This is a genomic window from Bacillus sp. BB081 (genome assembly GCF_008368895.1).
Taxonomy (GTDB): Bacteria; Bacillota; Bacilli; order Bacillales; family Bacillaceae_G; genus Bacillus_A; species Bacillus_A wiedmannii.
Window position 1 is genome coordinate 67,408 of the sequence record NZ_QOZX01000016.1, and the last position, 23,272, is coordinate 90,679.

20 protein-coding genes are annotated in these 23,272 nt (G+C 36.9%); 18 read left to right on the plus strand and 2 right to left on the minus strand.

Annotated elements, in window-relative coordinates:
• The first annotated feature begins 382 nt into the window (after positions 1–382).
• Positions 383–1,753, plus strand: a complete 1,371-nt coding sequence (locus DN394_RS08250; protein ID WP_098149526.1) for a UDP-glucose dehydrogenase family protein — start codon at positions 383–385, stop codon at positions 1,751–1,753.
• Between the two features lie 74 nt (positions 1,754–1,827).
• A complete protein-coding gene (gene wecB, locus DN394_RS08255; protein ID WP_098704950.1) occupies positions 1,828–2,943 on the plus strand; it encodes a non-hydrolyzing UDP-N-acetylglucosamine 2-epimerase in 1,116 nt (371 codons plus the stop codon).
• A 40-nt stretch (positions 2,944–2,983) separates the two neighbouring features.
• Here the strand turns inward: wecB and DN394_RS08260 are convergent, their stop codons facing one another.
• Positions 2,984–4,117, minus strand: coding sequence for an LCP family protein (locus DN394_RS08260; RefSeq protein ID WP_149293731.1), 1,134 nt, complete (start codon positions 4,115–4,117; stop codon positions 2,984–2,986).
• A gap of 74 nt (positions 4,118–4,191) precedes the next feature.
• The gene (locus DN394_RS08265) at positions 4,192–4,827 is read right to left on the minus strand and encodes a YigZ family protein (RefSeq protein ID WP_000926678.1); all 636 of its coding nucleotides are present in this window, start codon (positions 4,825–4,827) and stop codon (positions 4,192–4,194) included.
• A 239-nt stretch (positions 4,828–5,066) separates the two neighbouring features.
• On the opposite strand from DN394_RS08265, the gene DN394_RS08270 reads away from it, so the two are divergent.
• The 16 genes from DN394_RS08270 (at position 5,067) to DN394_RS08345 (ending at position 23,184) form a co-directional block, all read left to right on the plus strand.
• Positions 5,067–5,909, plus strand: coding sequence for a DegV family protein (locus DN394_RS08270; protein WP_000844776.1), 843 nt, complete (start codon positions 5,067–5,069; stop codon positions 5,907–5,909).
• A 172-nt stretch (positions 5,910–6,081) separates the two neighbouring features.
• Entirely contained in the window at positions 6,082–6,396 is a 315-nt protein-coding gene (locus DN394_RS08275; protein ID WP_000400858.1) for a winged helix-turn-helix transcriptional regulator, read from the plus strand.
• 252 nt (positions 6,397–6,648) lie between these two features.
• The gene (locus DN394_RS08280) at positions 6,649–7,971 is read left to right on the plus strand and encodes a C40 family peptidase (protein WP_000734336.1); all 1,323 of its coding nucleotides are present in this window, start codon (positions 6,649–6,651) and stop codon (positions 7,969–7,971) included.
• Positions 7,972–8,098: 127 nt separating this feature from the next.
• On the plus strand, positions 8,099–9,448 hold the full coding sequence (comFA, locus tag DN394_RS08285; protein WP_098909950.1) for an ATP-dependent helicase ComFA: 1,350 nt from the start codon (positions 8,099–8,101) through the stop codon (positions 9,446–9,448).
• On the plus strand, positions 9,448–10,152 hold the full coding sequence (locus DN394_RS08290; protein ID WP_098704946.1) for a ComF family protein: 705 nt from the start codon (positions 9,448–9,450) through the stop codon (positions 10,150–10,152). Before comFA ends, DN394_RS08290 begins: the two co-directional genes overlap by 1 nt.
• A gap of 126 nt (positions 10,153–10,278) precedes the next feature.
• Positions 10,279–10,476, plus strand: coding sequence for a cold shock protein CspC (gene cspC / locus DN394_RS08295; protein ID WP_001990088.1), 198 nt, complete (start codon positions 10,279–10,281; stop codon positions 10,474–10,476).
• A 322-nt stretch (positions 10,477–10,798) separates the two neighbouring features.
• Complete coding sequence (gene hpf / locus DN394_RS08300) at positions 10,799–11,341, plus strand: ribosome hibernation-promoting factor, HPF/YfiA family (RefSeq protein WP_000671193.1); 543 nt, start codon at positions 10,799–10,801, stop codon at positions 11,339–11,341.
• Between the two features lie 274 nt (positions 11,342–11,615).
• Entirely contained in the window at positions 11,616–14,123 is a 2,508-nt protein-coding gene (secA, locus tag DN394_RS08305; protein WP_098084771.1) for a preprotein translocase subunit SecA, read from the plus strand.
• Between the two features lie 144 nt (positions 14,124–14,267).
• A protein-coding gene (gene prfB, locus DN394_RS08310; protein ID WP_096001656.1) for a peptide chain release factor 2 occupies positions 14,268–15,366 on the plus strand; the annotation gives its coding sequence in 2 pieces (ribosomal slippage) (positions 14,268–14,339 and positions 14,341–15,366; 1,098 coding nt in all).
• A gap of 438 nt (positions 15,367–15,804) precedes the next feature.
• On the plus strand, positions 15,805–16,128 hold the full coding sequence (cccB, locus tag DN394_RS08315) for a cytochrome c551 (protein ID WP_000727965.1): 324 nt from the start codon (positions 15,805–15,807) through the stop codon (positions 16,126–16,128).
• A 317-nt stretch (positions 16,129–16,445) separates the two neighbouring features.
• Entirely contained in the window at positions 16,446–17,132 is a 687-nt protein-coding gene (ftsE, locus tag DN394_RS08320) for a cell division ATP-binding protein FtsE (RefSeq protein ID WP_000594325.1), read from the plus strand.
• A complete protein-coding gene (gene ftsX, locus DN394_RS08325) occupies positions 17,122–18,015 on the plus strand; it encodes a permease-like cell division protein FtsX (protein WP_000645020.1) in 894 nt (297 codons plus the stop codon). Before ftsE ends, ftsX begins: the two co-directional genes overlap by 11 nt.
• Before the next feature lie 118 nt (positions 18,016–18,133).
• The gene (locus tag DN394_RS08330; RefSeq protein ID WP_434087823.1) at positions 18,134–19,570 is read left to right on the plus strand and encodes a S41 family peptidase; all 1,437 of its coding nucleotides are present in this window, start codon (positions 18,134–18,136) and stop codon (positions 19,568–19,570) included.
• A gap of 89 nt (positions 19,571–19,659) precedes the next feature.
• Entirely contained in the window at positions 19,660–20,862 is a 1,203-nt protein-coding gene (locus DN394_RS08335) for a PDZ domain-containing protein (protein ID WP_097915606.1), read from the plus strand.
• Between the two features lie 229 nt (positions 20,863–21,091).
• Positions 21,092–22,807 (plus strand): ABC transporter ATP-binding protein, encoded by a 1,716-nt coding sequence (locus DN394_RS08340; RefSeq protein ID WP_098128029.1) that lies wholly within the window; start codon positions 21,092–21,094, stop codon positions 22,805–22,807.
• Between the two features lie 65 nt (positions 22,808–22,872).
• On the plus strand, positions 22,873–23,184 hold the full coding sequence (locus DN394_RS08345) for a heavy metal-binding domain-containing protein (RefSeq protein WP_000637523.1): 312 nt from the start codon (positions 22,873–22,875) through the stop codon (positions 23,182–23,184).
• Positions 23,185–23,272: the final 88 nt, after the last annotated feature.

The window sequence follows — 23,272 nt, forward strand, 5'->3', positions numbered from 1 at the left end:
GGCTTTGGAATATGACATTTTCTCTTTTTCTTCGATAGTGAATACTTTTATTTCAGTATTATAAGTGTTACACGTAGAAATGAGTAAGTTTCGTGTTAAAATGTGGGAATTTATCCGCATGAACGGGCAGTAAGGCTCGCACCTCAAAATTCAGTTGGAGAAAAGAAGTTAGGTGGGGATCTTAATTCCTGTAAAAGCCTGATTGGTTTAACTAATAATTAGTCGATGACGGATGCCCCTTACTGAATAAAGTTTCATTTTATATTCTTACATGTAATTTTACAAAAACTTAAAAAAGAATGGAAAAAGTAATTCATATAATAAAGAAGTAAAAGAGTTTTCTCATTTTTAATGTGAGAGGGGGAAGCACAGGGAGAATTCTATGTATTCGTATATTTTCTATTGTATATTCCTGTGCGAAAAGGAAATGAAAATTACGATAATAGGTACCGGATACGTTGGATTAATTACAGGAGTAGGACTGGCAATGTTAGGCCATTCAGTCACATGTTTTGATATAAATGATGAGAAAATTGAACGGATAAAGCAAGGAGATCTGCCTATTTATGAAGCGGGTTTATATGAATTAATAAATGATGCATGTGAGAATGATTGTTTAACTTTTACAACAAGTAGAGTAAAAGCATTTTACGATGCAGAATTTATATTTATTGCAGTTGGAACGCCGTCTTTATTAGATGGGACAGCGGATTTAACATATATTCGAAGTGCTTGTGACGATATTGGAACATATGCGACGAATGACATTATTGTCGTTACGAAAAGTACGGTTCCTGTAGGTACAAATGATGTTATGAGGGGATGGATTGAGGAGAAATTACAAAATAGATATGAATTACATATCGTATCGAATCCGGAATTTTTACGGGAAGGTTCAGGGATTTACGATTTTTTTCAGGGAGATCGTATTGTAATTGGAGCAGATAATGAGGAAGCGGCACGAAAAGTGGAGAATTTGTATAGTGAATTACGCTTAAAAACGTATGTTACAAATATAAAAAGTGCAGAGATGATTAAATATGCATCGAATGCTTTTTTAGCGACAAAAATTAGTTTTATCAATGAAATTTCAAATATATGTGAGAAGGTAGGAGCCAATGTATTAGACGTTGCACAAGGGATGGGAATGGATAAGAGAATTGGGGCGTCTTTTTTAAATGCGGGCATTGGTTATGGGGGTTCGTGTTTTCCGAAAGATACGAAAGCGCTTGTGCAAATTGCAGGGAATGTTTCTCATGATTTTCGCTTGTTAAAAGCAGTCATTGAAGTGAATAATAGACAACAGTTGTTATTGATTGAGAAAGCGAAGAAAGTATTAAATATGAACAAGAAGCGGATTGCGGTGCTGGGAGCGGCATTTAAACCGAATACTGATGATATAAGAGACGCACCGTCCCTTATTATGATACAAGAATTAATTCATATAGGTGCGGATGTAGTTCTATATGACCCAAAAGCGATTCCAAATATGAAAAATATCTTCGGAGAGACTATACAATATAGCGAATGTATAGATGAATCGATTAGAGGAGCGAGTGCGGCTTTTATCATGACAGAATGGGAGGCTATCCGAGCTTATCCGTTAGAAAAGTACGCACAACTTATGAGAGAGCCTATTTTATTAGATGGAAGAAATTGTTATACTATTGAGGATGTCAAGAAGCAAGAGATAGATTATTATTCGGTTGGAAGAGAAAGTATTTGTAAGAGGGACTTTTCCGTTATTCGTTAAAAAGGCATGTATTTATGTATATTCTTATATGTCATAATAGAAGTTGTAACTAGTGAAAGAAAAGAGGCAATGAAATGACTGAACGTTTAAAAGTAATGACAATTTTCGGGACACGTCCAGAAGCAATTAAAATGGCACCTCTTGTGTTAGAGTTGCAAAAACATTCAGAAAAAATTGAGTCGATTGTGACTGTAACAGCGCAACATCGTCAAATGTTAGACCAAGTATTAAGTATCTTTGGAATTACGCCAGATTTCGATTTGAATATTATGAAAGACCGCCAAACTTTAATTGATATTACAACGCGTGGTTTAGAAGGTTTGGATAAAGTAATGAAAGAAGCAAAGCCGGATATTGTACTTGTACATGGTGATACAACGACAACATTTATTGCAAGTTTAGCTGCTTTCTACAATCAAATTCCAGTAGGTCATGTTGAAGCAGGACTTCGTACATGGGATAAATATTCTCCATACCCAGAAGAGATGAATCGCCAATTAACAGGCGTCATGGCAGATCTTCATTTCTCACCTACAACAAAATCAGCAACGAACTTACAGAAAGAAAATAAAGATGAGTCACGCATTTTCATAACAGGAAATACAGCGATTGACGCACTAAAAACGACTGTAAAAGAAACATATAGTCATCCTGTACTAGAGAAACTTGGAAACGATCGTCTTGTACTTATGACAGCTCACCGCCGTGAAAACTTAGGAGAGCCAATGCGTAATATGTTCCGTGCAATTAAACGTCTTGTTGATAAGCATGAAGACGTACAAGTTGTGTATCCGGTTCATATGAACCCAGTTGTTCGTGAAACAGCGAATGATATTTTAGGCGATCATAGCCGCATTCATTTAATTGAGCCGCTAGATGTAATTGATTTCCACAATGTTGCAGCTCGTTCATACTTAATGTTAACTGATTCTGGTGGTGTACAAGAAGAAGCGCCGTCACTTGGTGTACCGGTTCTTGTTCTTCGTGATACAACAGAGCGCCCAGAAGGTATTGAAGCAGGTACATTGAAATTAGCAGGAACAGACGAAGAGACAATCTTTAGTCTTGCTGATGAGTTGTTATCAGATAAAGCAGCTCATGATAAGATGTCAAAAGCATCTAATCCTTACGGTGATGGTCGTGCATCAGAGCGCATTGTAGAAGCGATTTTACAACACTTTAATAAGTAAATAAAAAAGAGCCAAATCATATGCGATTTGGCTCTTTTTGTTATTGCTGATTTCTCATAATCCACTCTGCATGAGCATTCGTAGAAGGAGGTGGTTCAGTTGGTGTTTTGTTCTGATTCTGATTCGTTTCTTTCTTTGCCTTTTCATCAGAGTTAGAATTTGAAGAAGGGTTTGATTCGGTTTTTGTAGTTGGATTTTCTTGAGTGTTTGCTGTTTCTCCTAATTCTTTTTTAATTTCGTTACGTACTGTCTCTACACCGATTGGATCTGGAAGGAAGTAATAAATACCACCTATTTTTTTGTCTTCTCCTTCAAGCTTGAACGTTTGTATTGTAGAAGGATCAAACCCAGATAGTTTATTGTAAAGTGCAAGTCCTTCAGAAATAGGAATGTCAGTTTTTATATATTTTCCAACGACTGCTGTTAAATCTTTAATTTTAAATACGGTAGAGGCTGAATTTAGTTTTTGAGCAACAGCGGCTAGTAATTGTCTTTGTCTAGCGGCCCGACCATAATCGCCGTTTGGATCCTGCTTTCGCATACGTACGTATGCGAGTGCTTCTTCCCCATTTAAGTCTTGTTGTCCTTGCTTAAATTCGATTTTTTTGTAGTAATCCACGTCTGAACGCTCCCAAAAATCGAATGGGACATCAACAGTAACACCGCCAACAGCATCAACAATTCCTTTAAAGCCTTGGAAATCAATTTTAATATAATGGTCTACAGGAACTTTTAGAAAACCTTCGACAGTTTTGATTGCCATTTCTTCTCCGCCGTAAGCGTGCGCAGCGTTAATTTTGTCCTCTTTGTTCTTACCAACAATTGGAACGCGACTATCACGAGGGATACTCATAAGCGAAATCTTTTTAGTTTTAGGATTGATGGTCGCAAACATTAATGAATCTGTACGACCGTTTTGACCGTCCGTTGCATAATCTTCTATACCCATAATGAGGAGTGTAAAAGGCTCCTTTGTAATTTTTACATCTTCGGTTCTCAAGTCCGATTTTTGACGAGTAAAACCACTATACATCCCCATGAGAGAAGAGTAGGAATTTAATATATAAAGTCCTACACTACCAAATAAAAATACGAAAATAAGGAAGTAGAAAAACTTTCTTCTTCGTTTCTTTTTTATTCTGCTATTTTGGAGATGATAATAACGTTCTTCCATATATAATCTCCTTAGTTCATTTGTAGGAAAGTAATTTACTACATTAATCTTTAAAGGTGAGGATGTAGTTATTCTTAGATAACATCTTGTTCTAAGTACAACATATCTCCTTCTGTAATTGTACATTTCCCATTTGTTAACTCAATCATCCAATCTGTGAATGCTTGTTTTCCGTCTTCTTCTACATACGTATCAAATGTGACATTTTCGAGATAATGTATATCTTTAATGGCATATTTCGAATTACGTAATTCATTTTCAATTTTGCCAAGTAATGTGTAATCAATTTCGGTCTGCATAACACGCATTAGTTTTCGCTGAACAACACCGACATGATTAATGCCTTCGCTTGTACATTTTCCATATGCGCGAATTAATCCACCTGCGCCAAGTTTGATGCCACCAAAATAACGTGTAACGACAACGACGGTATCTTTTAAACCGCGTTTTTTTAGTACCTCTAACATAGGTACGCCAGCTGTGCCGCTAGGTTCTCCATCATCATTTGCTTTTTGGATTTGATCTTGTTCGCCAATCAAATACGCAGAACAATTATGTGTGGCATTCCAATTTTGTTTTTTTATTTTTTGTATAAATTCTTGAGCTTCTGCTTCGGTTGTAGCTCTGCTAACGTAACAAATAAATCTTGATTTTTGAATGACAATTTCGTGCTCACCGTAGTCTTTGATTGTTAAATATTGTAATAACACTCGTATACGCCCCTATCTACCAAAATGACTAGTACTTTACATTTTAAAAGCGAGCGTTTTTATATTCAAACATTTTTTATAAATAAGTTGAAATTTTTGGTGAGTATTTCACCTTTTTGTTGTAATTTGTCGAGATGGTAAGTGTTATTTCAAATTGGCATTTTCATGTATGGATGCACCATTTTTAGTTTTCGTGTAAACTTAGGGAATAAAAACTTTTTTATAAGGCAGGTACGCAAATGAAAACAGCTATTGTTACTGATAGTACAGCATATATACCGAAGCATATTCGTGATGAACTCAATATATATATGATTCCATTAAACGTTGTGTTTGGAACGGAATCTTATCAAGAAGAAGCTGAAATTTCAGTAGATGATTTCTATGTAAAAGTACGTGAGCAAGAAGAACTTCCGAAAACTTCTCAGCCAGCAATCGGAAAGTTTGTTGAGTTATTTGAAGAACTATCTAAGGATTATGATGCGGTTATTAGCATTCATCTTTCAAGTGGGATTAGTGGTACATATCAAACGGCAACGACAGCCGGGCAAATGGTAGAGGGTATTGATGTATATACGTACGACTCTGAAATTAGTTGTGAAGTACAAGGATTCTATGTACGTGAAGGGGCAAAATTAGCAAGCGAAGGAAAAGATCCGAAAGAGATCGTTGCCCGTTTTGATGAAATGAAGCAAACGATGGACGCTTATTTTGTAGTGGATGATTTACATCATTTACAACGTGGAGGACGATTAAATAGTGCACAAGCTTTCATTGGTAGTTTGTTACAAGTGAAGCCCGTTTTATATTTTAGAGATAAAATCATTATTCCATTTGAAAAGATTCGTACACGTAAAAAAGCGTTAAAACGAATTGTTGAAATTTTTGATGAGCAAGCAAGTCAAGGTGTACCTATGGAAGCAGTTATCATTCATGCACAACGTGAAGAGGAAGCGAATGAATGGAAGGCAGAATTAGAAGCAAAATATCCTCATGTTACAATCCGCACAGGTTATTTCGGTGCTGTAATTGGTACGCATTTAGGTGAAGGTGCACTAGGACTTGGATGGTATACGAAGTAATAAGATATAAAAAGCTCTCTTTTTGAAGAGGGTTTTTTTACGGATATTTTACGTGTAGTTGACAAGTTAATATTTGGAAATGATAAAATGTACGTAAAATAAAATAATGAGGAAAGTTTTATAACTTACTTTTTACAAGAAACTATATTATAATAGAAGAGAGGTGAAACATATGGAGCATAATTCTTGTTTATGTCCAAAGTTTGAGTCAGCTTTTACTTTGCTTAGTAAAAAATGGACTGGCTTAATTATTAAATCTTTGCTTGAAGAGTCAAAACGTTTTAGAGAAATCGCAGATATTATACCGAATATGAGCGATCGTATGTTATCAGAGCGTTTAAAGGAATTGGAAAGTGAAGGCATTGTAGTTCGTAATGTTTATCCAGAAGTACCAGTTCGAATCGAGTACGGCTTAACTGAAAAAGGGAAAGCATTAGAAAGTGTTATGGATGAAGTCCAAAATTGGGCTGAGAAATGGATGAAATAACGTTTTGATTTCATTCGTATTAGTGTATTTAACAAAACGTAAGGGAAACCTTGCGTTTTTTCTTTGCTTATAAAAAGCTTTTAAAATTCTACACATATATACAAAAATATGCATATTTTGCGATAGAGTTACATATAATATTACATTTGTTTTACAATAGCGTAACATTAGCAAAAAAAATCCCGAAATATGGTATAAATTTTATAGGTTATATACGGAAAAAAGACAAAAGAAAGCGGTGTAAAAAATAAAATGAAAAAGCTAAAAATGGCATCTTGCGCATTAGTTGCAGGGTTAATGTTTTCAGGACTAACACCAAATGTATTTGCAGAAGATAAAATTTCTGACGTGAAATCACAAATTAATACACAAAATGACACTTTACATAAACAACAACAAGAACGTGATGTATTACAAAAGCAAATGAATGACTTAAACAAAACAATTCAAGGTTTGGATAAATCTGTTCAAGAGAATGCTTCAAAACTTGATGAAACAACGAAAAAAGTTGCGGATACTGAGCAATTAATCGAAAATAAAAATAAAGATATTGCAGAACTACAAACGAAAATTGCAAAACGTGAAGAGTTATTAAGAAAACGTTTAGTTGCACTTCAAGAGCAACCAAACACGAACGTTGTAACAGAAGTTCTTGTAAACTCTAAAAACGTTGCAGATTTAGTTGATCGTTTAACTTCTGTTTCTAAAATTCTTGAGTCTGACGAAGATATCATGAAAACACAACAAGAAGATCAAGCGAACGTGAAAAAAGATGTTGAAACGGTAAAAACAAAGCAAAAAGAATTAAAAGAAGCACAGGCTCAAATTGAAACTGCTAAGAAAGAACTTGACGCTGAAAAAGCGAAAAAAGCAACAGCAGTAAACGATTTAAGTGGTAAAATGGATACAGTTGTAACTTCAATGACAAGTACGGAAAGTCAATTGAAAGATCTTGAAAAACAAGCATTACAATTACAACGTATTGCTGAACAAGAAGCACAAGAGAAAGCGGCACAAGAAGCTGCTGCTCAAAAACAAGCAGAACAAGCTGCTAAAGATGCGCAAGCTCAGCCAGCACAAGCACCAGCAGAGCAAGTTGCACCTGCAGCACCAGCAAACAATGGTGGACAAGCTCAAAAAGAAGAGCCTAAAAAGGAAGAACCTAAAAAAGAAGCACCTAAGCAAGAAACGAAAAAACCAGAGCAAAACCCGGCACCAGCTCCAACTCCGGATACTGGCGTAATTGCTAAAGCACGAAACTACTTAGGCTTACCATATGTTTGGGGAAGTGCATCTCCATCAAACGGTGGTTTTGACTGTAGTGGATTCATTTCTTACATCTATGGTGTAGGGCGTCAAGACGTTGCAGGTTACTGGAATTCAGTTTCTAGAGTAAGTAGCCCACAACCTGGAGATTTAGTATTCTTCCAAGGTACTTATAAACCAGGTCCATCTCACATCGGTATTTACGTTGGTAATGGCCAAATGATTCATGCTGGTGATAAAGGGATTGCTTACGCTAGCTTAAGCAGTAGTTACAACCAAAAACATTTCTTAGGTTACGGAAGATTATAGGATTATAATTTAATAAAAAAACGTGTATAAAGTCGATAGCTTACTATTTTATAAGTAGGTTATCGGCTTTTTTGAGTTTTTACGAGATTATGAGAAAGGTTTATAGTAGTGCTGGAGGTGGTTGCTGATGTTAGCAGGGAAACAGTTACTATTAGAGGAACTCTCTTCAGATTTACGGGATACATTACAAGATTTGAAAAAGAAGAGAGAGGTCGTATGTGTACAAGGTGTAAAAAAGAAAGCTTCTAAATATATGTGTCAGCGCTGCGGAAATATAGAGCAGCGACTATTTGCGTCATTTTTATGTAAAAGGTGTAGTAGAGTATGTACGTATTGCCGGAAGTGTATAACGATGGGGAGGGTAAGTGAATGTGCTGTACTCGTTCGTGGGATCGCTGAAAGAAAAGGAGAAAAAGGTTTAAATTCGTTACAGTGGAACGGGACTTTGTCTACTGGTCAGGAGTTGGCGGCGCAAGGTGTTATAGAAGCTATTAAGAAGAAAGACTCTTATTTTATTTGGGCTGTGTGCGGGGCTGGAAAAACTGAAATGCTATTTTACGGTATTGCAGAGGCACTTCAAAAAGGAGAAAGAGTTTGTATCGCAACACCAAGAACAGATGTTGTACTGGAATTAGCACCGAGATTACAAGAAGTGTTTCCACATATAAATGTAGCTGCTTTATACGGAGGGAGTGTAGACCGAGAAAAAGATGCAGCGTTAGTCGTTGCAACGACTCATCAACTGTTACGTTACTATAGAGCGTTTCATGTCATGGTTGTAGATGAGATAGATGCCTTCCCATATTATGCGGATCATATGTTAAAGTATGCAGTGCAACAAGCGATGAAAGAGAAAGCGGCGCGTATTTATTTAACTGCAACTCCAGATGAAAAGTGGAAGCGTAATTTCAGAAGCGGGAAACAAAAAGGTATCATTGTCTCTGGACGATACCATCGTCATCCGTTACCAGTTCCTCTATTTTGCTGGTGCGGAAATTGGAAGAAAAGCCTCCATCAGAAAAAAATCCCTCGATTTTTACTACAATGGTTAGAAATGTACGTAAGCAAAAAGTATCCCATTTTTTTATTTGTTCCTCATGTGCGATATATAGAAGAATTGAGCCTGATATTGAAAACGTTGGATCCTAGAATCGATGGTGTACATGCAGAAGATCCGATGAGAAAAGAAAAAGTAGCAGCTTTCAGAAAGGGAGAAATTCCGTTATTAGTTACAACGACAATTTTAGAGAGAGGAGTAACTGTGAAGAATTTACAAGTTGCGGTGTTAGGGGCGGAAGAAGAAATCTTTTCAGAAAGTGCGCTCGTACAAATTGCAGGCCGAGCAGGTCGTAGTTTTGAAGAACCTTATGGCGAGGTCGTTTATTTTCATTGCGGTAAGACAGAGGCGATGGTACGCGCGAAAAGGCATATTCAAAGTATGAACAAAAAGGCGAAAGAACAAGGATTAATCGATTAATGCATTGTCTACTTTGCGATGAGTATATGTTGGAAACAGTTAGTTGGTACACCTTCTTTGTAAAGTCTCACAAAAAATATATATGTGATAGGTGTGAGCGGAAACTTTCCTATATTATAGGAGAGATTTGCATGGAGTGTGGGCGACCTTTAGAGGACTTGACTTCCGAATATAAAGAAAATGATATTTGTGTGGATTGCATAAGGTGGATAAAAGAGGAGAAGTATCGTCCTTTTAAAAATCGTTCTTTGCACGTGTACGATGATGAGATGAAAGAAATATTAGCACAGTTTAAGTTTCGGGGAGATGCGGAGTTAGTTCATATTTTTTATCGATCCTTTCGAGAGTTATTTCAAAAGCATTTTACGAGCGTTTCAAGTGTTATTGCTGTTCCGCTTAGTAGGGAACGGGAATATGAACGTGGTTTTAATCAGGCAGAGTTATTAGCAGCATGTTTACCTGTCAAAATTTCTTATCCCTCATTAAGAAGAAGGGAAACAGAAAAGCAAAGTAAGAAGACACGTAAAGAAAGGCTTTCGGGAAGTAATCCTTTTTATTTTCAGGAAGAAGATATGTTTCATGATCAACATATTTTACTCGTTGATGATGTATATACGACAGGAATTACAGTTAGACAAATTGGAAGTCTTTTATACGATAGAGGAGCAAGGGAAGTTTCTAGTTTGACGCTTTGTAGAAGTTGATCTGTAACTGTCGAAAGGGATAATAAAAAGACGATAAGTCTTCTTTGACTTCGTAAGTTGTCATTCGTTATAGTCAAAGTATGGGGCGAATGCCCTGATTTTTAGAGTGAAGGGAATGGAATGAACATGCAAGGAAGAGTGAAATGGTTCAATGCAGAAAAGGGATTTGGGTTTATTGAGCGTGAAGATGGTGATGATGTGTTTGTTCATTTTTCTGCTATTCAACAAGATGGATATAAGTCATTAGAAGAAGGGCAACAAGTTGAGTTTGACATTGTAGATGGAGCACGTGGGCCACAAGCAGCTAATGTTGTAAAACTGTAGGAATATTGTTTTTGGGTAGAGAAAGCTGCGTTTGTGGCAACGTTATATATATGTAGTAGAACCTCTTGTTTTTTGCAAGAGGTTTTTGTTATGAATCAAGTTGTCAAAAAGTTGTTTCTTTTCTGTAACGAATTGTCCACAGTTATATTCGTTATTCACGATGTTAATAGGATAAAATAAAGATAGAAACGATGCATCTTTTCATTTCAACAAAAAACGATAAAAAAATCGCAATTCCACTAATTTTTTTAAAAAAGTTAGAAGGAGTTTTTAAGCCAATGTCGAAATTATAGTACATAGGCTTGAAAGGAGGAATTCATCTATGAAATTCAACATTCGTGGTGAAAATATTGAAGTAACTCCAGCATTAAAGGAATATGTAGAGAAAAAACTAAGTAAGTTAGAGCGTTATTTTGATACATTCCCAGAGATTAAAGTTAATTTAAAAGTATACTCTGACAAGCAACGTGTCGAGGTAACAATTCCATTTACTGATTTATTACTTCGTGCAGAAGAAACTAATAGCGATATGTACGCTGCTATCGATTTAGTAGTTGATAAACTTGAGCGACAAATTCGTAAACATAAAACAAAGGTAAATCGTAAGTTACGTGAGAAAGGTTCTGTGAAAACGAACTTTATCCTTCCAGAAGCAGTAGCTGTTCTGGATGCGGTAGAAGAGGATGAATTAGAACTTGTACGTACAAAACGATTTGATTTAAAACCGATGGACGTTGAAGAAGCGATCCTACAAATGGATATGCTAGGGCATAATTTCTTCGTCTTCACAAATGCTGATACAAATGAAACTAATGTTGTATATGGCCGTAAAGATGGGAAATATGGTTTAATCGAAACTAAATAATAATTCAAAAGCGCAGCCGAAATGGCTGCGCTTTTTTTGCTGAAAATAGATTTTTTTAAAAAGTTTTCTTAATTTAGAACGAGACATTCGGCCGATTGTTGTCATAGTTATAAGACAAGTGTTACAATTATCATTAGGTATATACATTTTAGTTTTTTTAATTAGGAGAAAAATTGGCATAACATACATTTGATTTTTATAACGACCGATTGTAATAGAAAAAGAAAAAACAATCGGAAGTTTTATTTTAATAAAAAAGAGGAGCGTATTTCCTATGATCGGTATTTTAAAAAAGGTTTTTGATGTAAATCAACGCCAAATTAAACGTATGCAGAAGACAGTTGAGCAAATTGATGCATTAGAATCATCTATTAAGCCACTAACAGATGAGCAATTAAAAGGAAAGACGCTTGAATTTAAAGAACGTCTAACAAAAGGTGAGACAGTAGATGATCTACTTCCAGAAGCTTTTGCAGTTGTTCGCGAAGCTGCGACTCGTGTTCTTGGAATGCGTCCGTATGGCGTGCAGTTAATGGGTGGTATTGCCTTACATGAAGGGAATATCTCTGAGATGAAAACGGGTGAAGGTAAAACATTAACATCTACATTACCTGTATATTTAAATGCTTTAACAGGAAAAGGTGTTCACGTTGTTACAGTCAATGAATACTTAGCACAACGTGATGCGAGCGAAATGGGACAACTTCATGAGTTCCTAGGCTTAACAGTAGGAATTAACTTAAACAGCATGTCACGCGAAGAGAAACAAGAGGCTTATGCTGCTGATATTACGTATAGCACAAATAATGAGCTTGGGTTCGATTACTTACGTGACAACATGGTTTTATATAGAGAACAGTGCGTTCAGCGTCCACTTCATTTTGCTATTATCGATGAAGTCGATTCTATTTTAGTCGATGAAGCACGTACGCCGCTTATTATTTCGGGACAAGCTCAAAAATCAACAGAGCTATACATGTTTGCAAATGCATTCGTTCGTACATTAGAAAATGAAAAAGAGTATTCATTTGATGTGAAAACGAAAAATGTAATGTTAACTGAAGATGGTATTACGAAAGCAGAGAAAGCTTTCCATATTGAAAACTTATTCGATTTAAAACATGTCGCACTTCTTCACCATATTAATCAGGCGCTTCGTGCACACGTTGTTATGCATCTTGATACAGATTATGTTGTACAAGAAGGCGAAATCGTAATTGTAGACCAATTCACTGGTCGTCTTATGAAAGGTCGTCGTTATAGCGAAGGTTTGCACCAAGCTATTGAAGCAAAAGAAGGCGTAGAAATTCAAAATGAAAGTATGACACTCGCAACAATTACGTTCCAGAACTATTTCCGTATGTATGAAAAGTTATCTGGTATGACTGGTACAGCGAAAACGGAAGAAGAAGAATTCCGTAGTATTTACAATATGAATGTTATCGTAATTCCAACGAACAAAGATATTATTCGTGATGACCGTGCTGATTTAATCTTCAAATCAATGGAAGGCAAATTCAATGCAGTTGTTGAGGATATTGTAAATCGTCATAAACAAGGGCAACCTATTCTTGTTGGTACAGTTGCAATTGAAACGTCAGAGCTTATTTCAAAAATGTTAACACGTAAAGGTGTACGCCATAACATTTTAAATGCGAAAAACCATGCGCGAGAAGCAGATATCATTGCAGAAGCTGGTATGAAAGGTGCTGTAACGATTGCGACCAATATGGCTGGTCGTGGTACGGATATTAAGCTTGGAGACGATATTAGAAACGTTGGTCTAGCAGTTATCGGTACAGAGCGTCACGAAAGCCGTCGTATTGATAATCAGTTACGTGGTCGTGCTGGTCGTCAAGGGGACCCTGGTGTAACGCAGTTCTACTTGTCTATGGAAGATGAACTAATGCGCCGCTTCGGTTCTGACAATATGAAAGCGATGATGGATCGTCTTGGTATGGATGATTCACAGCCGATTGAAAGTAAAATGGTTTCTCGTGCGGTAGAATCTGCACAAAAACGTGTAGAAGGAAATAACTATGATGCACGTAAGCAGTTACTGCAGTACGATGATGTACTTCGTCAGCAACGTGAAGTTATTTACAAACAGCGTCAAGAAGTAATGGATTCTGAGAACTTACGCAGTATTATTGAAGGTATGATGAAATCTACAGTAGAACGTGCTGTTGCGCTTCATACACAAGAGGAAATTGAAGAAGATTGGAACATTAAAGGTCTTGTTGACTACTTAAATACAAACCTTCTGCAAGAAGGCGATATAAAAGAAGAAGAGTTACGTCGTCTTGCTCCAGAGGAAATGAGCGAGCCAATTATCACGAAATTAATAGAGCGTTACAACGACAAAGAAAAGCTTCTGCCAGAAGAGCAAATGCGTGAGTTTGAAAAAGTTGTTGTATTCCGTGTAGTAGATACGAAATGGACAGAGCATATTGATGCGATGGATCACCTTCGTGAAGGTATTCATTTACGTGCTTACGGTCAAATTGATCCACTTCGTGAGTATCAAATGGAAGGATTCGCAATGTTCGAGTCAATGATTGCTTCTATTGAAGAGGAAATCTCTCGTTACATTATGAAAGCTGAAATTGAACAAAACTTAGAGCGTCAAGAAGTTGTTCAAGGTGAAGCTGTTCATCCATCTAGTGATGGCGAAGAGGCGAAGAAAAAACCGGTTGTAAAAGGTGACCAAGTAGGCCGCAACGATTTATGTAAATGTGGTAGCGGCAAAAAATATAAAAACTGCTGTGGTATCGGGAAGTAATACAGGGCGGTAGCCCAGATTGCTTTGCAAAATTTTACATCAAAAATGTATAATTAAGAAAGTTTAAACTCTCTCCGTCATAAGTGGAGAGAGTTTCCCTTGTTCTCATAAGAAAGTAACAGCAATTACATAGAGGTGAAGGAAATGGAATTAGTAGAAATTAGACAAGAATTAGAGAAAATGGCTAAGAGATTAGCGGCTTTTAGGGGGTCTCTTTGACCTTCCTACTAAGGAGAAGCAAATTGCAGAGTTAGAAGAGACAATGATGGGTGCAGGATTTTGGGATGACCAACAAGGTGCACAAGCTGTAATTAACGAAGCTAATGCACTGAAAGAGATGGTTGGAAAGTTCCGTCAGTTAGATGAGACCTTCGAAAATTTAGAAATCACGCATGAGCTTTTAAAAGAAGAGTATGATGAAGATTTACATGAGGAACTTGAATCTGAAGTGAAAGGCTTAATTCAAGAAATGAATGAGTATGAGCTTCAGTTACTACTAAGCGATCCTTATGATAAAAATAACGCTATTTTAGAATTACACCCAGGTGCTGGTGGAACAGAGTCACAAGACTGGGGTTCTATGTTATTACGTATGTACACACGTTGGGCTGAAAAACGTGGGTTTAAAGTAGAAACGGTTGACTACTTACCAGGTGATGAAGCTGGTATTAAGAGTGTTACTTTATTAATTAAAGGTCATAACGCTTACGGTTATTTAAAGGCAGAGAAAGGTGTACATCGTCTTGTACGTATTTCGCCATTTGATTCTTCAGGCCGTCGTCATACATCGTTCGTATCTTGTGAAGTCGTACCTGAGTTCAATGATGAAGTTGAAATCGAAATACGTTCAGAAGACTTAAAAGTTGATACGTACCGTGCAAGTGGTGCAGGTGGACAGCATATTAATACGACAGACTCAGCAGTTCGTATTACACATACACCAACAAACACAGTTGTAACATGTCAGTCGGAGCGTTCACAAATTAAAAACCGTGAGCACGCGATGAAAATGTTAAAAGCGAAATTATACCAAAAGAAATTAGAAGAGCAACAAGCGGAGTTAGATGAAATTCGCGGTGAACAAAAAGAAATCGGATGGGGTAGCCAAATTCGTTCTTACGTATTCCACCCGTATTCTCTTGTGAAAGACCACCGTACAAATACAGAGGTTGGTAACGTACAAGCGGTTATGGATGGAGAAATTGATCCATTTATTGATGCTTACTTACGTTCTCGCATCTAATAAGCGAAAAAAAGCCAACAAAGTTGTCGGCGTATGCTGAGGATAATCGAGGATATAAAGAATTTGATTTTATTTCTATAGATGAAGTAAAGAGGAAGAGAAGTTGGAAACGACAACTTCTCTTTTTGATGAGATTATATGTAGCATACAATGTTGTATATTGTATTGTAAAAAGTAGAGAATAGTAAAACAGAGTGGTAATAGAGTAAGACTTGAACAGAACTTTTCTGATTTTCTGTTCAACAAGAATTCTTTATAGAAGTTTTTATGTTGTTCACAGAATTGAAACAACTTATGAAAGCTTTATATTATCAGGGTTTTTACTGTATTTTGGAAAAATATGAAATATACCTTAGTTTTTCTATATAAAGATAATGCTTATAATGAAAATGAGTGTGTTAGGAATGAAAAGAATATCAACAATGGGGAGCGATAGAAGTGAAAAAGAAATTGTTGGCTATTGCGTTAGGAACATCAGTCGTTTTTGCTTTAGGAGCATGTGGAAATAAAGAAGAGAGTAAGCCTTCGAAACAATCTGCAAGCACAGATAGCGCAGAGCAAATTTACCAAAAAAGTTGTATAGGCTGTCACGCGAAAGATTTATCGGGAGCAACTGGACCGGATTTACGAAAAGTGGGACAGAAATATGATGCAGCAGAGATTGAAAAGATTATTGAAAAAGGTCGCGGTTCCATGTCACCAGGAATCATTCAAGGTGAGGATGCGAAAAAAGTAGCTGAGTGGTTAGCTGAACATAAATAAAAAAGGTAAACTGGACGGGTTGGTTATATAATCTTATCCCAAAATGATTTTGGGTAAGAACTATGACGACTCGTTTCCTTTTTTCGAGGTGTAACATAACTGTAACAAAAATGTATCCGAACTGGAAACCGTTTGATGTTACAATGAGGTTTGTAGAATTTTGCTGAAATATATTACATAGTAGTATTGCTTATAAAAAGATTGTAAGTAGACTACCTTCAACAAGAGTGGTTAAGCGAGAATAAAAGGTTATCTTTTATTTTCAGATGTACAGAAAAGTATTTCGAAAAAAATCATTAAGTATTGGGTGATAAATAATGATAAAAATGACGAATGTTTATAAGGAGTACCCGAATGGTATGAAAGCCATTGCTGGTCTCACAGTTAACATTAAACAAGGTGAGTTTGTATACGTAGTTGGACCGAGTGGAGCCGGGAAATCTACATTTATTAAAATGATGTATCGTGAAGAGAAGCCATCTACAGGATCAATTAATGTAAATGGACTTGTTATTGAAACATTAGCAGAAAGAGATGTTCCATATTTCCGTCGTCAATTAGGCGTAATTTTCCAAGATTTTAAATTACTACCTAAGTTAACGGTATATGAGAATGTTGCGTTTGCCTTAGAAGTAATTGAAGAAGAAAAAGAAGCCATTCGTGAGCGTGTAACAGAAGTTTTAGGTCTTGTAGGTCTTGAGGATCGTGCAGACGCACTACCAAGTGAACTTTCGGGCGGAGAGCAGCAACGTGTTGCGATTGCGAGAGCAATTGTTAATAGACCAAAGGTTGTAATTGCCGATGAGCCAACAGGTAACTTAGATATTGAAACAGCTCTTGATATTATGAAGATTTTTACGCGTATTAACGAGCGTGGTACAACGATTGTTATGGCGACACATAACTCAGATATCGTAAATACAATTCGTCATCGTGTAATCGCGATTGAAGGCGGAAAAATTGTTCGAGATGAGATTGAGGGAGGATACGGATATGAAGGCTAAGACCCTTAGTCGACATTTGCGAGAAGGTGTAAAGAATCTATCACGTAACGGATGGATGACATTTGCTTCTGTTAGTGCAGTAACAGTTACATTATTACTTGTAGGTGTCTTTTTAACAGCGATTATGAATATGAACCATTTTGCGACGAAAGTAGAGCAAGATGTAGAAATTCGTGTACACATTGATCCAGCAGCAAAAGAAGCTGATCAAAAGAAATTAGAAGATGATATGAGTAAGATTGCGAAAGTAGAATCTATTAAATATTCTTCTAAAGAAGAAGAGCTAAAACGCTTAATTAAAAGCTTAGGTGATAGCGGAAAAACGTTTGAGTTATTTGAACAAGATAACCCACTTAAAAACGTATTCATTGTAAAAGCAAAAGAACCAACAGATACAGCGACAATCGCGAAAAAGATTGAGAAAATGCAGTTTGTAAGTAATGTTCAATACGGTAAAGGTCAAGTTGAAAAATTATTTGATACTGTAAAAACAGGACGTAATATCGGGATTGCGTTAATTGCAGGTCTTTTATTCACAGCAATGTTCTTAATCTCTAATACAATTAAAATTACAATTTATGCTCGTAGTACAGAAATCGAAATTATGAAACTGGTAGGTGCGACAAACTGGTTTATTCGTTGGCCGTTCTTATTAGAGGGATTATTCCTAGGAGTATTAGGATCAATTATTCCAATTGGCTTAATTCTAGTTACGTATAATTCACTACAAAGTGTGTTTAACGAAAAACTTGGCGGAACAATTTTCGAACTTCTACCATACAGTCCTTTCGTATTCCAATTAGCTGGTTTACTAGTGTTAATCGGGGCTTTAATCGGTATGTGGGGAAGTGTAATGTCAATTCGTCGCTTCTTAAAAGTATAAAAAGTTGCAAACATAATTCGTACAAGCTTATCATATAGTAGAAATAGGTAAAGGCATCACACACTGTGTGATGCCTTTTGCTACACCACCTGTGTGTTTTGGAAAGGGGAATTCCGCATTGAAACGTAGAGTTGCAATTATTGGAATGGTTGTTGCATTTTTAATTGGTGCTGGCGGAATGTTTGCAGGTATGTCTTTATTTGGGGTTAACCCAGCAGAAGTAACGCAAACAATTTCGAGTGGAAACGCTAGCACCGCGCAAGGGAATTTGGCAAAAATTAATGAGGCGTATGCACTAATTGATTCACGTTATGTGGAAGACGTGAAGGATGACAAGTTAGTCGAAGGTGCAATACAAGGCATGTTGTCTACGCTGAAGGACCCTTATTCCACGTATATGGATAAAGAAACGGCTAAACAGTTTAGTGAATCACTTGATCCTGAGCTAGAGGGGATCGGGGCTGAGGTGAACAAAACGGACGGTAAGCTTATTATCGTATCTCCAATTAAAGGCTCACCGGCAGAAAAGATTGGAATTAAACCGAATGACCAAATTTTATCTGTAGATGGAAATAGTGTGAAAGATTTATCACGTGAAGAAGCAGTATTAAAGATTCGTGGTAAAAAAGGAACGACTGTCGCGATTGAAATTAAGCGTGCAGGAGTAGCTGATCCGATTGTATTTAAAATTAAGCGTGAAAAAATTCCAATCTTCACAGTGTTTAGTTCTGTGAAACAAGAGAGTGGAAAAGATATCGGTTATATGCAAATCACTTCTTTTGCTGAAAATACGGCGAAAGAATTTAAGGATCAGTTAAAAGAGTTAGAGAAGAAAAATATAAAAGGCTTAGTTATTGATGTGCGTGGTAATCCTGGTGGCTACTTAAATAGTGTAGAAGAGATACTAGGGGAAATTATGACGGATAAAAAGCCGATGCTACAAGTAGAGCAACGAAATGGTGAGAAAAAGAAATTCTCTACGGAACTGAAAGAGAAAAAGCCATATCCAATTTCAGTATTAATTGATAACGGAAGTGCTTCTGCTTCAGAGATTTTAGCGGGTGCGCTAAAAGAGGGAGAAGGATACGATTTAATTGGTGAAAAAACGTTTGGTAAAGGTACTGTTCAGCAAGCCGTTCCATTTAAAGATGGCAGCAACATTAAATTAACGATGTTTAAATGGTTAACACCGGATGGAAACTGGATTCATAAAAAAGGAATCGCGCCAACAATAGAAGTGAAGCAACCGGATTATTATCATGCGACACCAATTCAAATTGAAAAAACACTTTCATACAATTCAAATGATGTGCAAGTAAAACACGCGCAAGAAATGCTTAAGAGTTTAGGATATGTACCGGGGCGTGAAGATGGATACTTTAGTAAAGAGACAGAATCAGCGCTGAAAGCATTCCAAAATGCGAATGAGATGGAAGCGACAGGGCAGCTGGATAAAAAGACAGCTGAGGCGATTCAAACTAAAATTATTGAAAAAATCCGTTCTGGAGAAAATGATCTACAATTACAGTCCGCATTAAAATTAATAGCGAAATAAAAAAATACAGGCAGTTTGCTGCCTGTATTTTTTTGTGTTAAACAAACGTTTGTCCAGTTATGATAATATAAAAAGAAAGAATGATATAAATGGTGGTGAATGGGTTCGTGGAGGCATGGATTTTTGAAATAATGCGGGCAGTTGGACGTTTTTTCTTACACCCTGCTGTCTATGTATTTTTAATAAGTAGTATCTTCGTTGGATACTTACGTATGTTACGAGAACGAAAGGATTTTTCCTTTAAAGTTTATGATATTTGGTTTGAACTACGAACATCTCTATTTGCGGGAGTTGGATACGGATTAATCGTATCTATTATTACAATTGGACTTGGCCTTGTCGTTTCTAAAGCGAGCTTATGGGTCATCTTACTTTGGACGTTATTATTTGGATTAACTGCTATGTATCGATATTTATCAGCAGCTTATACATTTAGTATCGCAATTGTATGCGTTCTAGTATCTTCTAAGCTACCAGTTTCCTTCTTACAGCTTGGAGAAGGGGAAGAGAGTACGATTGTATCTCTTGCTATTCTACTAGGCGTCATGCTTGTTGTAGAGGGCTTGTTGATTTCTAAAAATGCAGTAGGATATTCTACGCCGAAGATTAGGAAGGGTAAGCGTGGGCTAAAGATTGGTTTACACGAATCAAAGCGTTTATGGGTTGTGCCTATTTTTATTCTTGTACCAGGTGATGCAGTAACGCAGTTTATTTCATGGTGGCCTGTCGTTTCAATCGGTTCAGATACTTATTCTCTATTCCTCGTTCCATTTTTAATTGGATTTATGAGAAAGATTAGAAGTTATGAGCCAACGGAAGCTTTATTATTTACAGGAAGACGTGTGTACGGATTAGCAGGACTTGTGCTTGTTTTAGGAGTCGCAAGTTATTGGTGGCACGTACTTGCCATTATTGCGATGGGAGTTGCAATGCTTGGACGTTTCACGATTTCCATGCAAGAAAAAATTGCGGATGAAACAAGACCAGCGTACTTCGCTGCACGTAATGATGGACTTGTTGTATTAGATACAATCCCGAATACAATTGGGGCAGAGCTGAATTTACTGCCTGGAGAAGTAATTACGAAAGTAAATGGAGTCATTCCAGGAAGCGCTGAGGAGTTTTATGATGCGCTTCAAACGAAGACGACAGGAGCATTTTGTAAGTTAGAAGTATTAGATACAAATGGAGAGCTTCGTCTTGCTCAAACGGCATTATACGCCGGAGGACATCACGAATTAGGAATTGTGTTTGTTCAGCAGGAGCATGAGTGGGATTCGGAAGCGATGTAATAGAAGAAAGGGTATCACCTTGTGGTGATACCCTTTTTGGTTGTGGGGGCGGGATTAGTAGTAAATGGAATTTATATCGGTGATTATTCAAATATATCGACTTTCCGGCAAAAAAACGACAACTATCGCAAACATTCTTTTTAGTTTCATAGACGGATAACTTGAATAATTATTTGATAATGGTTATCATTTAGGGAGTCTTTTTAATTTTGGAAAATGGAGGTAAGATATGCTACGTAAATTTTTTTCTTACTATAAACCGTATAAAGGTTTATTTATACTCGACTTTTCTTGCGCAGTTGTCGCGGGGTTACTAGAACTTGGCTTCCCGCTTATCGTAAATCAATTTATTGATAAGTTATTGCCAGGACAAAACTGGACGCTTATTTTATGGGCTTGTTTCGGTTTACTTGCAGTGTATATTTTAAATGCAGGCTTACAATATGTCGTTACATATTGGGGACATATGCTTGGTGTTAACATTGAAACGGATATGAGGCAGAAATTATTTGATCACATTCAAAAGCTATCATTCAGATTTTTTGACAATAATAAAACAGGTCATTTAATTTCACGTCTTACGAACGATTTAATGGAAATTGGGGAAATTGCTCACCACGGGCCAGAAGATTTATTTATTGCTGTAATGACTTTAGTTGGGGCATTCTCATTTATGATGATGATCAACTGGAAGTTAGCGCTATTAACTTTCTTCGTTATTCCATTCCTATTATGGTTGGCACTTTACTTCAATAAAAAAATGACAGGTACGTTTAGACGTTTATTCTCAGACGTCGCTGATTTTAATGCATGTATTGAGAATAACGTTGGTGGTATCCGCGTTGTACAAGCATTCGGAAATGAAAAGTTTGAGAAAGAGCAATTTGCTGTTAACAACGCTCGTTTCCGTACAACGAAATTAATGGCGTATAAAATTATGGCGTTAAATTCGTCAATTAGTTATATGCTCATGCGTCTCGTAACGCTCTTCGTCTTAATATGCGGTACATGGTTTGTTCTGCAAGGCGAATTAACGTACGGTGGATTTATCGGATTCGTTCTATTAACGAATATTTTCTTCCGCCCAATTGAAAAAATTAATGCGGTTATTGAAAGTTATCCGAAAGGGATCGCTGGTTTTAAGAGGTATGTAGAGCTTCTTGAAACAGAGCCAGATATTGTAGACTCTAAAGACGCGATGGAAGTTAAACATGTACATGGTGATATTCAATATAGCAACGTTACATTCGGATATGAAAACAAAGAACCGATTTTAAATGATATTAGTTTGAAAATACATGCAGGTGAAACGGTTGCGTTCGTTGGACCATCAGGAGCTGGGAAAACGACGTTATGTAGCCTATTACCACGTTTTTATGAACAATCGTCAGGATCGATTCAAATTGATGGGATTGATACGAAAGATATGACGTTATCTTCACTTCGTAAGCAAATTGGAATTGTACAGCAAGATGTGTTCTTATTCTCAGGAACGATTCGTGAAAATATCGCTTACGGAAATTTAAAGGCGTCAGAAGCTGAAATTTGGCAGGCAGTAAAACGCGCGCAGTTAGAAGACTTAATTTACTCACAACCAGACGGTTTAGATACCGTTATCGGTGAGCGTGGTGTGAAACTTTCTGGTGGACAGAAGCAGCGTCTAGCGATTGCTCGTATGTTCTTGAAAAATCCGCCAATTTTAATATTAGATGAAGCGACTTCCGCATTAGATACAGAGACGGAACTAGCGATTCAAAAATCACTTGCTGAACTATCTGTCGGCCGTACAACATTAGTTATCGCTCATAGACTTGCAACGATTAAAAATGCAGATCGTATCGTCGTTGTAAATAAAGATGGTATTGCAGAACAAGGTTCGCATGAGGAACTAATTGAGCAAGGCGGAGGATATAGCCGTTTATACGAAGCTCAGTTCAGTTCGTAAATATAATTTCTGCTGAATTAGTGCACCATAAGTAAGTGAAAATCTTATATGGGAGGCTATGAAGCATGATTGTAACAACAACGTCTACAATTCAAGGAAAAGAAATTATTGAGTATATCGATATCGTCAATGGAGAAGCGATTATGGGCGCGAATATCGTTCGTGACCTTTTCGCCTCTGTTCGTGACGTTGTCGGCGGTCGTGCAGGGGCTTATGAAAGTAAATTAAAAGAAGCACGCGACATCGCAATGGAAGAGATGAAAACTTTCGCAAGACAAAAAAATGCGAATGCAATTGTTGGTATCGATGTGGATTACGAAGTAGTTCGCGAAGGAATGCTAATGGTTGCAGTGAGCGGGACTGCTGTCCGTATTTAAAGTAAAAAGCCGTGCCGATGCACGGCTTTTTTACTTTGATTGATGCTATTCTATGTCGAAGTTCCAATATTTCTTGGGAAATGCGGAA

Bases quoted from the DNA above. Each gene is read 5' to 3' on its own strand.
- DN394_RS08250 (WP_098149526.1), top strand. From the start codon at position 383: ATGTATTCGTATATTTTCTATTGTATATTCCTGTGCGAAAAGGAAATG.
- wecB (WP_098704950.1), top strand. From the start codon at position 1,828: ATGACTGAACGTTTAAAAGTAATGACAATTTTCGGGACACGTCCAGAA.
- DN394_RS08260 (WP_149293731.1), bottom strand. From the start codon at position 4,117: ATGGAAGAACGTTATTATCATCTCCAAAATAGCAGAATAAAAAAGAAA.
- DN394_RS08270 (WP_000844776.1), top strand. From the start codon at position 5,067: ATGAAAACAGCTATTGTTACTGATAGTACAGCATATATACCGAAGCAT.
- DN394_RS08275 (WP_000400858.1), top strand. From the start codon at position 6,082: ATGGAGCATAATTCTTGTTTATGTCCAAAGTTTGAGTCAGCTTTTACT.
- DN394_RS08280 (WP_000734336.1), top strand. From the start codon at position 6,649: ATGAAAAAGCTAAAAATGGCATCTTGCGCATTAGTTGCAGGGTTAATG.
- comFA (WP_098909950.1), top strand. From the start codon at position 8,099: ATGTTAGCAGGGAAACAGTTACTATTAGAGGAACTCTCTTCAGATTTA.
- DN394_RS08290 (WP_098704946.1), top strand. From the start codon at position 9,448: ATGCATTGTCTACTTTGCGATGAGTATATGTTGGAAACAGTTAGTTGG.
- cspC (WP_001990088.1), top strand. From the start codon at position 10,279: ATGCAAGGAAGAGTGAAATGGTTCAATGCAGAAAAGGGATTTGGGTTT.
- hpf (WP_000671193.1), top strand. From the start codon at position 10,799: ATGAAATTCAACATTCGTGGTGAAAATATTGAAGTAACTCCAGCATTA.
- secA (WP_098084771.1), top strand. From the start codon at position 11,616: ATGATCGGTATTTTAAAAAAGGTTTTTGATGTAAATCAACGCCAAATT.
- ftsE (WP_000594325.1), top strand. From the start codon at position 16,446: ATGATAAAAATGACGAATGTTTATAAGGAGTACCCGAATGGTATGAAA.
- ftsX (WP_000645020.1), top strand. From the start codon at position 17,122: ATGAAGGCTAAGACCCTTAGTCGACATTTGCGAGAAGGTGTAAAGAAT.
- DN394_RS08335 (WP_097915606.1), top strand. From the start codon at position 19,660: ATGGTGGTGAATGGGTTCGTGGAGGCATGGATTTTTGAAATAATGCGG.
- DN394_RS08340 (WP_098128029.1), top strand. From the start codon at position 21,092: ATGCTACGTAAATTTTTTTCTTACTATAAACCGTATAAAGGTTTATTT.
- DN394_RS08345 (WP_000637523.1), top strand. From the start codon at position 22,873: ATGATTGTAACAACAACGTCTACAATTCAAGGAAAAGAAATTATTGAG.